This is a genomic window from Pseudoalteromonas sp. ND6B (genome assembly GCF_000764215.1).
In the GTDB taxonomy this organism is placed as follows: Bacteria; Pseudomonadota; Gammaproteobacteria; order Enterobacterales; family Alteromonadaceae; genus Pseudoalteromonas; species Pseudoalteromonas tetraodonis.
This window is the reverse complement of record NZ_JQFL01000028.1, coordinates 178,714-191,196: the sequence shown is the minus strand read 5'-3', so window position 1 is coordinate 191,196 and position 12,483 is coordinate 178,714. Positions and strand designations below refer to the sequence as shown.

Here is a 12,483-nt window from a genome sequence, read left to right as displayed (position 1 = left end):
ATGAAACTCAATTGTGATTTAGGTGAAAGCTTTGGCGCGTGGAAAATGGGGCTTGATGATCAAGTAATGCCGCATATTGATATGGCAAACATTGCCTGTGGTTTTCATGCGGGCGATCCTAGCGTTATGGCCAATACTCTTAAGCTCGCTAAACAGCATAATGTTATGATTGGCGCTCACCCAAGCTACCCCGATAAACAAGGATTTGGCAGACGCTCAATGAATCTGAGTGTGGCCGAGCTCACTCAGTGTTTACACTACCAAATAGCTGCTCTTGATGGCATGGCAAAGGCACAAGGATTAACCCTTCGTTATGTCAAACCCCATGGTGCGCTTTACAACGACATGATGAAACACCAACCACTACTTAGTGCTGTGATGGGCGCGGTTGCCAGTTACCCTGCTGATCTAAAATTAATGATACTGGCCACGGCCGATGCTAAACACCACCATACAATGGCACGTCATCTTGGACTAACGCTTGTTTTAGAAGCGTTCGCAGACAGGCTATATACAGATCAAGGGCACCTCGTAGCACGAAATATAGCAGGCAGTGTGCATGATAAAGCAGCATTATTGGCACAAGTTAAACAGCTTTTGGCCAGTAACAGTGTGACTACCCAGTCAGGAAAATCGTTAAAACTTAACGCCGATAGTATTTGTGTGCACGGTGATAACGCCCAAGGTGTTGCGCTTATTGAAGACATTAAGGCACTTTGCAGCGCAAGCGTATAACTTCCTCTAAGCTGTAAACCCCCTTTACAGCTTTTACTTTCTTTTATCACCTTCATTCATTGGTAGTTTTAAATACTGGCTTCGTCGCATCTGACTGTTAATTATCCCTCTCCTACCCTATAAATAGAGCAGTGATTTAAAACAGGGATAAATAATGAAAACGCTTTTAGCTATGAGTCTTATACTGGGCAGCAGTCAATTAGCTGTTGCCAATACCGATACATTACAACTTCAAGATATCTTTAATCTTGAATATGCCAACCAAATAGACATAACAGAAGACGGTAAAACCGTGTATTTTGTCCGCAACCGCATGGATATTAAAACCGACCGTAAAGTAGGCAATATTTGGTCTGTTGATTACAGCACTGGGCAACTACAACCATTAACTTCTGGTGTATATATGGATTACTCGCCAGTAGTCTCTCCTGACGGACAGCGACTTGCTTTCATATCAAACCGAGATGGTAGCAACCAAATATATATTAAATGGTTAAAAACAGGGGCTATCGCTAAGGTTAGTAATTTAACTAGCAATCCAAGCTCACTAACTTGGACTCCTGATTCAAACCAGCTGGTGTTTAGTATGTTTGTTCCAATGGCGGCGTCTGCGCCTGTCAGCTTACCTGGAAAACCAAAAGGTGCCACGTGGGCAGAGCCTGCTAAATATATTGACGATGTTTATTATCGTGCCGATGGAGGGGGTTATACTGAAAAAGGGTTTAGTCAATTATTTACACTTGATGCCAATGGCGGTAATGCTCAACAACTCACCAACGATAATTTTAATAATGGTGGGGAAGTCAGCTTTAGTAAAGACGGTAAAACATTGTATTTTTCTGCTAATCGCAATGAAAATAATGAATTGAAGCCCACTAACACTGAGGTATATCAACTCGATTTAGACTCGCTAGCCATTTTCCCTCTAACTGAGCGTAATGGGCCTGATCAACAACCTAAAGTGTCACCTGATGGCAAATACCTTGCCTATACAGGGTATGACGACAAGCGTACTAATTACGAAAACACCCAACTCTATATTCGCGATTTAAAAACAGGGAATACTCAAAGCCTAACCACCGATTTTGATAGAAGTGTTGGCCAAATTAAGTGGAGTGCGAACTCAAAAGGGCTTTATTTTAGCTATGCCGATGAAGGGCAAACTGCGCTGGCTTATCAACCTCGAAGTGGCAAACGCAAAGTGATTACCGAAAAAATAGGCAGTGTTGCGTTTGGTCGCCCTTATTCCGGTGGCGATTTCGATATTAGTGAAAATGGTCATGTTGCATTTACATTGGCCGATACCCAGCGCCCTGCTGATGTAGCCACAATAAAGCGCGGTAAAGCGCAGCGCTTAACCGATTTAAATTCTGATGCACTTGCAACCAAGCAACTCGCTAAGGTTGAAGAATTATGGCTTAAATCAAGCCACGATGAGCTGCCAATACAAGGCTGGGTTGCTTACCCACCGGGTTTTGATAAATCAAAAAAATACCCACTAGTGCTTGAGATTCATGGCGGCCCTGTCGCTAATTATGGCCCGCACTTTAGTGCCGAAGTACAACTATTTGCCGCTAAAGGGAACGTGGTTTTATACATGAACCCACGTGGTAGTGATTCATACGGTAAAGAGTTTGCGCAAACCATTCATCATAATTACCCAAGCAATGATTACGATGATTTAATGACTGGGGTTGATGCGCTTATTGCAAAAGGGTTTATTGATGAATCTAAGTTATTTGTAACAGGTGGCTCTGGCGGCGGTGTATTAACAGCGTGGATTGTAGGTCATACAGATCGTTTTGCTGCAGCCGTGGTTGCCAAACCGGTGATAAATTGGATCAGCTTTGTACTCACTGCCGATTTTTATCCATTCTTTGCTGACTATTGGTTCCCAGGTAAACCATGGGATCATATTGAGCATTACATGAAACGCTCACCAATCAGTTATGTTGGCAATGTTAAAACCCCGACCATGTTACTCACGGGTGAAGCAGACTACCGTACGCCTATTTCAGAAACAGAGCAGTTTTATCAAGCCTTAAAATTGCAGGGGGTTGATACCGCGATGGTGCGTATTCCAAACGCTTCACATGGTATTACTGCCCGTCCATCTAACTTAATGACCAAAGTGGCTTATATTCAATGGTGGTTTGATAAGCATTCGAAATAAAACGCAGAGTTATGAGTGACGAGCTATATAAGCTCGTTGCTCGAAGCTCGAAGCTCGAAGCTCGAAGCTCGAAGCTCGAAGCTCACAAGTGTAAACCCCCTTTACAGCAATAATGTAAGTAACCCCTTACATACTCAAACTAAATATCGGACTTAGCTTCAGACTGAGTTGGTAAAAAATCGGTTTATATAAGAAATAGTGCTGTGAGTTAGTAAAAAATCGGTTTGAGTCACTGTTTATAAGCCCTCAGTTAGTAAAAAAATGTTTTATAAGCTGCAGCAGTTAGTAAAAAATCGGTTTATTACTCTCTCGATACCTGCCTAAAACCTTTAAATTAATCGTTTAAGTGGCCAAATTGTGGGTTAGAAAGACAAATACCCCCCTTTAATAATAAAAAATGGCCGTTATTAGCATGGTTAGTTAAAATCTGATCTGTATTAAGGGCAGCTAGTTAAATCGTGATCTGCTTTCAGTATGTTAGTTAAACTCTGATCTATATGTGGTAAAAAGCGGGTAATTTATTGTGCTTATACGTGTTAAAGCGTAACCAGACTATCAAGCCCTCCAGCCGAGCATAAACATCCTTTAAATTTATTTACACTTTTAACCTGCATTGCATCCCTGAATAACTAGCTAGTAAAATACTGATCTATTAAATTTTGCCTTTATGCAGGCATAAAAAAAGGGCCTTGCGGCCCTTAAGTAACACTATCTAGTTGAATTAAAATTGGTTCATGGTGTTAGCTTCACCACCGGCTTTGAGTGCATTCTCACCTGAGAAGTACTCTTTGTGTGTATCGCCAATGTTTGAGCCTGCAAGGTCTTGGTGTTTAACAGACGCTTGCTCACGACGGATTTCTTGACGCTGTACATCACGTACATAAGCCAGCATACCTAAGTCACCAAAGTAACCTTCAGATAGAATATCTGTGCTTAATGCTGCTGTGTGGTACGTTGGTAACGTGATTAGGTGGTGGAAAATACCCGCTTCACGTGCACCATCGCGTTGGAAGTTTTGTACTAATAAGTCAGCGGCTGCTGCAAGCTCTGTTGCATCCATTTCTGGAGCCATAAGCGCTTTGTTATCATCAAGACTTGGGTAAGCGCTCAGGTCACGACCTTGTTCCTGCCATTCTTGGTATACTTGCTCACGGAACTTCAGCGTCCAGTTGAACGATGGTGAGTTGTTGTATACTAATTTAGCATCTGGTACTTGCTCTTTTACGCGATTAACGAGTTCAGCAATTTGTTTTACATGTGGTTTTTCTGTTTCAATCCACAGTAAATCAGCACCTGACTGTAGGCTCGTTACACAATCTAGTACTACACGGTCTTTTTCAGTGCCTTCGCGGAACTGGTATAAACCATTGTCTAGGCGTGTTGGCTTACAAAGCTGACCATTAAGCTTCATTGCTGTTTCGCCTTCATTTAAGTCATCAACACTGTTTACTGGGGTTGTTTCTAAAAATGCATTGTATTGGCTTGCTAAGTCACCTGGTTTTTTTGAAACCGGTACTTTTTGCGTAAGGCTTGCACCTAGTGAATCGGTACGCGCAACGATAATACCGTTATCAATACCTAGCTCTAGGAACGCGTAACGCACTGCGTTAATTTTTGCTAAAAAGTCTTCATGTGGAACCGTCACTTTACCTGCTTGGTGACCACATTGCTTAGCATCTGATACTTGGTTTTCGATTTGGATAGCACATGCACCCGCTTCGATCATCTTTTTAGCTAACAGGTAAGTTGCTTCTTCGTTACCAAAACCGGCATCAATGTCAGCAATAATTGGTACAACGTGCGTTTCAAAGTTATCAATTTTGTTAAGTACTGCTTGAACGTCGCCGCCGTTTGCTTTTGCGTCGTCTAATTCGTTAAATAAGTGGTCAAGTTCACGTGCATCCGCTTGCTTTAAGAAGGTATAGATTTCTTCGATAAGTGCCGGTACTGATGTTTTCTCATGCATACTTTGATCTGGAAGAGGACCAAACTCAGAGCGAAGCGCTGCAACCATCCAACCGCTTAGATATACGTAACTGCGCTTAGTTGTTTTTTGATGGCGCTTAATTGCCATCATCATTTGTTGGGCAGTAAAACCATGCCAACAACCTAAAGACTGTGTGTACTGGCTTGTGTCTTTATCGTATGCAGCCATGTCTTCACGCATGATGTCTGCTGTAAATTGTGCAATATCAACACCAGAGCGAAAACGATTTTGTAAACGCATACGTGTTGCGTATTCAGGATTAATTGTTTTCCATGCACTGCCCTGTGATTGGCATAATGTTGCTAGTGTATCTGTTTCGCCTTGATATGTTGTCATAATAAAGTCCTTCGAACGGGTATTAATATTTATTGTTGAGAGAGTGACTACATCGCGTTAGCTCTGTAGCGCTTAATTAAACATTAGGCTTATTTTTTAGATTTAGTAAATTTATAGTTTTTATTACGGCTATACATATAGTGAATGACTAAAAAGCATTCAAAGCCACTTTTTTGCGATATGGTAGGTGTACGCATATAAAAAATTGCACACTGTCGGACCGTTTAAGGATATTAATTATGAGCCACACTCTCACCCATTCAGGACTCAGCGTTGATAAGCAACTTGCTGAATTTGTTAAAAAACAATTATTACCTGGTACCCATCTTGATGAACACCAGTTTTGGAAAAGCTTTGCCAACATAGTGCAAACACTTACACCATTGAACAAATCACTACTGGCTAAGCGTGAACAGCTACAAAAGCAAATTGATGACTACCACCTTGCAAATAAAAATGCTGACCAAGCTCAGTATCAAGCGTTTTTAAAAGATATTGGCTACCTAGTTGATGAGCCTGAAAACTTTAGTATTGAAACTCAAAATGTAGAGCCAGAAATAGCGTTGACTGCAGGGCCACAGCTAGTGGTGCCGGTTAGTAATGCACGCTTTGCACTTAATGCAGCTAATGCACGTTGGGGGTCGTTATACGATGCTTTATATGGAACCGATGTTTTAAGCGAAGACGACGGCGCCGAAAAAGGCAGCCAATACAACCCTGTTCGTGGCTTTAAAGTAATGGCTTACGCAAGGCAGTTTTTAGACAAAGCATTACCGCTTGAAAATGGCTCGCACATTGAAAGTACAAATTATTCTATTGTTGACGGCGCCCTTGCTATTACCCTGCGCGACAGTTCGCACACCACACTTAAAAACCCTGAGCAACTGATTGGCTATCAAGGTGAAGCACAAAACCCGAGTGTTATTTTACTTAAAAACAATGGATTACATATTGAGCTGCAAATAGACCATCACCACCCTATTGGTCAAGCTGATAAAGCAGGGTTAAAAGATGTGGTGCTAGAAGCCGCACTAACAACCATTATGGACTGCGAAGACTCGGTTGCCGCAGTGGATGCAGAAGATAAAGTACAAGTTTACAAAAACTGGCTTGGTTTAATGCAAGGCAACTTGGTTGAAACGTTTAGAAAAGGCGACAAAATGGTCGACCGCACGTTACAAGCTGACCGACAATATACAGGTCTTGATGGCCAAAAACTGACCCTCAAAGGGCGCAGTATGATGTTTGTGCGTAACGTGGGACATTTAATGACAAATCCAGCCATTACCGATGTAAGCGGCAATGATGTGTTTGAAGGCATTATGGATGCCATGTTCACCGCAACAGCTGCTTTGCACGATTTAAACACTAAAAACACGATTAAAAATTCAACCGCGCAAAGTATTAATATTGTAAAACCGAAAATGCATGGCCCTGATGAAGTCGCCTTTGCTAATACCTTGTTTGGTATGGTTGAAGAGGCACTGAGCTTGCCTAAAAACACCCTTAAAATGGGTATTATGGATGAAGAGCGTCGTACATCTGCTAACTTAAAAGCATGTATTCATGTAGCAAAAGAGCGTGTTGTGTTTATTAACACTGGCTTTTTAGACCGCACTGGTGATGAAATACATACCTCTATGCAAGCGGGTGTTGTATTGCCTAAAGCCGCTATTAAAGCACAGCCTTGGATCAGCGCTTACGAAGATCGCAACGTTGATATTGGCCTAGCCTGTGGTTTAAGCCACAAAGCACAAATTGGTAAAGGTATGTGGGCAATGCCCGATAAAATGGCGATGATGATGGAGCAAAAAGTTGCCCATCCTCAATCTGGTGCAAATACCGCTTGGGTGCCCTCCCCTACTGCCGCCACATTACACGCAATGCATTATCATGATGTTGATGTATTTAGCCTGCAGCAAAGCATTGCCACGCGTCAAATAGCAAGCCTAGAGAGCTTACTTACACCGCCGCTCATGCCAAACCCTGAAACGCTGTCAAAAGAAGATATTCAAAGCGAGCTTGAAAACAACGCGCAAGGTATTTTAGGCTACGTAGTACGCTGGATTGACCAAGGAATAGGCTGTTCTAAAGTGCCTGATATTAACCATATTGGTTTAATGGAAGACAGAGCCACCTTACGTATTTCAAGCCAACATATCGCCAACTGGCTACATCATGGAGTATGTAGCAAAGAGCAAGTGCAAAAGGTAATGGCAAAAATGGCTAAAGTTGTTGATGGCCAAAATGAGCATGACAGCCTTTACACACCAATGGCAACTAATGAGCAGACATTAGCTAAAAGTATTGCGTATCAAGCTGCTTTAGCACTGGTATTTGAAGGGGTTAGCCAACCGAGCGGTTACACAGAGCCGCTACTACACAGCTACCGCTTGAAATATAAAGCACAGCACCATAACCTAGCTGAATAGCTAAATAGCTAAATAGCTGACATTTATTTAACACTAAAAAAGCGCGTTTTGCCTACACAAAACGCGCTTTTTGTTTTATTAAGCGGCAAAATAGCTAAAATTCGCCTAGTTCAAACTACGAATTAATTTTTAATGGTCGCGTTGTGATAAACATTTTGTACGTCATCGCAATCTTCAAGCATATTGATAAATTTATCAAAGTTGGCAATGACTTCTTCATCTGTAATTTCAACATGTACTTGTGGCACAAAGGTAATTTCATCAACTTCAAAGTTAATGCCTTCAAATGCTTCTTCTAATGCCGTTTTAGCTTTAAAGTACTCAGTATGCGGTGCAAATACCGACACCTTGCCATCTTCGGCTTCTACATCAGTCACATCAACGTCAGCCATCATCAGCGCTTCTAACACGACTTCGTCGTCATCGCCCGCAAATCCTAAAACAGCAAGATGATCAAACATATGTGCAACACACCCAGGCGTACCTATTTTTGAATCTGTTTTAGTAAACGGTAAACGTACATCTTTAATTGTGCGGTTTGGGTTGTCGGTTAAACAGTCAACAATCACCATACAATTACCAGGGCCGTAACCCTCGTAACGGGCTGAAGAGTAATCTTCCCCTGCCCCACCGGCTGCTTTTTCAATTGCTTTTTCGATTACGTGCGCAGGAACTTGGTCTTTTTTTGCTTTTTCAATTAAGCGGCGCAATGTTTGATTTACATCGGGATCAGGTTCACCACTTTTGGCTGCAACGTAAATTTCTTTACCGTACTTCGAATTTACTTTAGTTTTTGCGTTGGCTGTTTTAGCCATCGAACTTTTGCGGACTTCAAATGCTCTGCCCATCTTGTGCCTCTATTGAATACATTTGGTTTGCGATATTCTACCAATTCAAACCGTATTGGGCTAGTGGTTCAACATGCTATGCTGTGCAAAAGCAGCTGGGTATTAATTTAAATAATACCCATTATGCTATTAGCGAAATGAAATACAGTGCAATTTAACATAACTCCACTTTTTCAGCGTAACTTTCAACTAACGACACTAATTCATCAAAAGCATGAATCACAAAGTCGGCTTGCTCCGCATACGCAGGGGTTACATCGGGAGCATATAAACAGGCTCGCATTTTTGCATTATGGGCCGCTTGTATATCATATAAATAATCACCAACGTAAATCACATTATCGACCGGCATTTCCCATTGAGTTGCAACCGTTAATAAAGCGCTCGGATCGGGTTTTGCTGGTGCGTCTGTTCGGGTGAGTACTGTTTCTATTGGTAGCGGGTTATTCTGTAACTTTAATGTCGCCGCCTTATCAAAATTACGTGTAACAATGGCCATAGGTATGTTTTTAGCTTGTAGCGCTTTAACAGCCTCTACAACGCCAGGTAGAAGCTTAGCCGATTGTGCATCTAACAACTCATGCTGATGCACTATATTCATTGCTTCTTCACGCATATAGGGGGAAGGCAGTTGTTCTATGTAATCGAGTAAGTCTTGCTCTGCAGGGCAACCTACTTGGGCTTTTATCAATGAAAAGTTTAATTCTGAAGATACTAAAGTTCCGTCTAAATCAAAAATAACACCTTTGATTGCCTCAATTTGCGTTTTCATTTCATTCCTTGCGCTAAATAATTAGCTCAGTATGCTAGGTTTGGCTTAGGTTATCTAAACCTTTAATAAAAAGTATATCAATAAACATATAAAAAACAGCTCAGTCCATTGAAATTTAATTATAGCTCATTTGATAACGTAATAGTTTGGGTTTGTATAACTGGTATAGTAAAGACTTTACGATGCAATTAATTAACTCGATCAGCTATAAAGGAAAGTGCGCACCCTCTAAAGGTGCGCAATAATAGTGGTTATTTCGGCTCAAATTTCGCTTCAAGCCAGGTATCGTCTTGGCTAAAGTTTAAGGTTTTTATCTGTCCTCGCCCTTCAACATTCACCATATTCACTTGTGCAGGCCACAAATCACGCAGTGCACCATGACTCATTCTAATGCCCTCAATCTCATCGGGAATAGCAGCTTCTTGGTACACCCAAAAAAACTTACCATCCACTTGTGCACCTACATAATTAAGGGTGAGGGGCTCACCGCTCAAGGTTTGTAAGGCAACATGAGATTCAACATACTTGGCAAAGCGTTTTTGGTCACGCTTGTTACTCATAATATCCACTTTGCCTTGAAACAAGTTACCAACAGCATGCTCTGTGTCATGTAAATAAAAACGATGCATCAATTCAATATTGTGCGTACGCTGATTAAATAACACGGTTGTAACGGATGATTTTAATTGATGCGCCATACTTGGCGCAGCAATTAAAAAACAAACAATAATAAGCAAAAAACGCATTATTATTGATCCTCGTCGTTATTTTTTTCGTCTTTTGGCTCGTCTTTTTTCAGCTCTGTTTTGATATCTTGCATAATATCGCGGCTTACTTTTGCCTTACTCTTTTCACGTTTATACACTTCAATACGCGAAGGAATAATACGACGTGGGTAGTGGTTATTTTCTACATCAACATCCGCTGTTTCCCAGCCTGGATCAACCGTTACTGAGGTAAGCGGTTTGTTTTTGTCGGTAATAATCAGCTTTTGTACGTTTTTGTGATTACGACGCCAAATTTCTGCAGGTATATAACGCTCCTCTTTAGTGCCATCTTCATACGTTAGCTCTAAAAGAATTGGCATCACTAAGCCACCGAGGTTTGAAAACTCCATCACGTAGTAGTTTTTGTCTTCTTCTAGCGCGCGATCAAGTGTTTTACGCTCCCACGGCTTTAAGCCTTTTAAAAACTTATTGTACGTATTACGCTCTTTGTTTGTAACGGTAAAGCGATCGTTTTCGTCATAAAAATCTGTCACATCTGGATTTTGTTCAACCCACGTTTTTTTACCTTCAGCGCGATTACGCTCAACAAATAATGAACTTGGCTTATCAGCTTCAATATCACGTAAACGTTTAAAGTCGATATCTGGATTTTTGGTGTCTAAACGTAATTGATATACTTTATCAAGCGAGATATCAACATGGTCTGTGGTGTAGAACCAACCACGCCAGAACCAATCTAAATCAACACCTGAGGCTTCTTCCATAGTACGGAAAAAATCAGCGGGAGTAGGGCGTTTATACTTCCAGCGCTGAGCGTACTCTTTAAAGGCAAAATCAAATAATTCACGCCCTAAAATCACTTCACGTAAAATATTTAATGCCGCAGCAGGTTTAGTATAGGCATTAGGGCCTAAACGAAGCACGCTGTCTGATTGCGTCATGATAGGCACTTGAGTCTCTGACTTCATGTAAGCCACAATGTCACGTGGTTCAACGCCCCATGGAATGGTTGGATCCCATTCACGCCCAGCAACACCATCTAAAAAGCTATTTAAACCTTCATCCATCCAAGTCCATTGGCGCTCATCTGAGTTTACAATCATTGGAAAGTAGATATGACCCACTTCATGAATAACAACACCAATTAAAAAGCGCTTTTCTGCTTGAGAGTAAGTGCGTGTACCATCGTCTTGTAAATCTGTACGTGGGCCATTAAAAGTGATCATTGGGTATTCCATACCCCCTACAGGGCCATTAACTGACTGCGCAGTTGGGTATGGGTAATCAAATGAATACTGTGAATACACTTCCATCGTGTGTACAACCGCTTCAGTTGAGTATTTCTTCCATAAATCGCCACCTTCTTTAGGGAAGAACGACATCGCCATAACGAGTGGTTGTTCATCACCACCTTGCTGGTAACCTTTAGCATCCCACATAAATTTACGTGATGATGCCCAAGCAAAGTCACGAACATTTTCTGCTTTAAAATGCCATGTTTTTGTTTTGTCTGTACCGGCTTTTTCGTTTTCGAGCGCTTCTTCTTCGGTAACAACAAACACAGGGCGTTTTGCTGTTTCAGCTTCTTTTAAACGCTTGCGCTGAGTGCTGGTCAATACCGAGCTTGGGTTATCAAGCTTACCAGTTGCCGATACAATATGATCCGCAGGAACCGTAATTTCAACATCGTAGTCACCAAACTCTAAAGTGAACTCACCACTGCCTAAAAACGGTTTGTTTGTCCATGCTTCGTAATCGGTGTAAGCCGCTAAGCGAGGAAACCACTGTGCAACTAAGAAAATATCGTTACCGTCTTCTTCAAAATGCTCGTAACCTGCACGTGCGCCTACCGCGTCTTCTTCAACGAGGTTAAACGCAAAGTCCATACTAAACTCAACATCTTTACCGGGTTTAAGTGGCGTATTTAAATCAATGCGCATTAAGGTATCAACCACAGTCACGCGCAGCGCTTTACCATCTTCATCTTTAACATTGCTGATGGTGTAACCCAGTTCATTATCGTCCATAAATTGCTGACGACGTAAATCACCTAAGCTTAACTTAGCTGGTTTTGCATCTGGCTCGTTCTGTAGGGTACTTTTAAATGTTTGCGTGGTTTCTGCAATTGAGTCATTTTTAAAAATATTTTGATCAAGCTGAAGCCATAAATACTTTAATGTATGCGGAGAGTTATTTTTATATTCAATTGTTTGACTCCCAGTTAAGCGACGCTTTTGCTCATCAAGCTTTACATCAATATCGTAATCAACGCGTTGTTGCCAATAATTTTCAGCAGGGGCACCAGCTGCACTGCGGTAAACGTTAGGCGTAGGTAAAGCTTCATCTAGTTGACGAAACTTATCAACATAGCTGCCTTTAGTTTGCTCAACAGATGAGGCAAGCACAGAGCTTGCCATTGCCAAAGGCAATACAAACGCGCTCAGTGTAAATAAATTTTTCTTCATTGTTAAT

8 protein-coding genes are annotated in these 12,483 nt (G+C 41.4%); 3 read left to right on the top strand and 5 right to left on the bottom strand.

The window, feature by feature from the left end; translation table 11 throughout:
- Window positions 1-735, top strand: a complete 735-nt coding sequence (locus tag ND6B_RS11510) for a 5-oxoprolinase subunit PxpA (protein ID WP_024602421.1) — start codon at window positions 1-3, stop codon at window positions 733-735.
- Between the two features lie 154 nt (window positions 736-889).
- Complete coding sequence (locus tag ND6B_RS11515) at window positions 890-2,908, top strand: S9 family peptidase (RefSeq protein WP_033103228.1); 2,019 nt, start codon at window positions 890-892, stop codon at window positions 2,906-2,908.
- Window positions 2,909-3,629: 721 nt separating this feature from the next.
- Here ND6B_RS11515 and ND6B_RS11520 read toward each other — a convergent pair.
- Window positions 3,630-5,231 (bottom strand): isocitrate lyase, encoded by a 1,602-nt coding sequence (locus ND6B_RS11520; protein ID WP_033103227.1) that lies wholly within the window; start codon window positions 5,229-5,231, stop codon window positions 3,630-3,632.
- Between the two features lie 239 nt (window positions 5,232-5,470).
- On the opposite strand from ND6B_RS11520, the gene ND6B_RS11525 reads away from it, so the two are divergent.
- Window positions 5,471-7,663, top strand: a complete 2,193-nt coding sequence (locus tag ND6B_RS11525; protein WP_033103226.1) for a malate synthase G — start codon at window positions 5,471-5,473, stop codon at window positions 7,661-7,663.
- A gap of 122 nt (window positions 7,664-7,785) precedes the next feature.
- Here ND6B_RS11525 and ND6B_RS11530 read toward each other — a convergent pair whose 3' ends face one another.
- The 4 genes from ND6B_RS11530 to ND6B_RS11545 all read right to left on the bottom strand — a co-directional run bounded on the left by ND6B_RS11530 (window position 7,786) and on the right by ND6B_RS11545 (window position 12,476).
- On the bottom strand, window positions 7,786-8,511 hold the full coding sequence (locus ND6B_RS11530; RefSeq protein WP_013462824.1) for a YebC/PmpR family DNA-binding transcriptional regulator: 726 nt from the start codon (window positions 8,509-8,511) through the stop codon (window positions 7,786-7,788).
- A 154-nt stretch (window positions 8,512-8,665) separates the two neighbouring features.
- Complete coding sequence (locus tag ND6B_RS11535; RefSeq protein ID WP_033103225.1) at window positions 8,666-9,283, bottom strand: HAD family hydrolase; 618 nt, start codon at window positions 9,281-9,283, stop codon at window positions 8,666-8,668.
- Between the two features lie 251 nt (window positions 9,284-9,534).
- Window positions 9,535-10,029 (bottom strand): DUF6702 family protein, encoded by a 495-nt coding sequence (locus ND6B_RS11540; protein WP_033103224.1) that lies wholly within the window; start codon window positions 10,027-10,029, stop codon window positions 9,535-9,537.
- A gap of 2 nt (window positions 10,030-10,031) precedes the next feature.
- On the bottom strand, window positions 10,032-12,476 hold the full coding sequence (locus ND6B_RS11545) for a M1 family metallopeptidase (RefSeq protein ID WP_033103223.1): 2,445 nt from the start codon (window positions 12,474-12,476) through the stop codon (window positions 10,032-10,034).
- Between the last annotated feature and the right edge of the window lie 7 nt (window positions 12,477-12,483).

Coding starts and splice junctions, on each gene's coding strand:
- ND6B_RS11540 (WP_033103224.1), bottom strand. CDS start 10,029: ATGCGTTTTTTGCTTATTATTGTTTGTTTTTTAATTGCTGCGCCAAGT.
- ND6B_RS11545 (WP_033103223.1), bottom strand. CDS start 12,476: ATGAAGAAAAATTTATTTACACTGAGCGCGTTTGTATTGCCTTTGGCA.
- ND6B_RS11515 (WP_033103228.1), top strand. CDS start 890: ATGAAAACGCTTTTAGCTATGAGTCTTATACTGGGCAGCAGTCAATTA.
- ND6B_RS11525 (WP_033103226.1), top strand. CDS start 5,471: ATGAGCCACACTCTCACCCATTCAGGACTCAGCGTTGATAAGCAACTT.
- ND6B_RS11520 (WP_033103227.1), bottom strand. CDS start 5,231: ATGACAACATATCAAGGCGAAACAGATACACTAGCAACATTATGCCAA.
- ND6B_RS11535 (WP_033103225.1), bottom strand. CDS start 9,283: ATGAAAACGCAAATTGAGGCAATCAAAGGTGTTATTTTTGATTTAGAC.
- ND6B_RS11510 (WP_024602421.1), top strand. CDS start 1: ATGAAACTCAATTGTGATTTAGGTGAAAGCTTTGGCGCGTGGAAAATG.
- ND6B_RS11530 (WP_013462824.1), bottom strand. CDS start 8,511: ATGGGCAGAGCATTTGAAGTCCGCAAAAGTTCGATGGCTAAAACAGCC.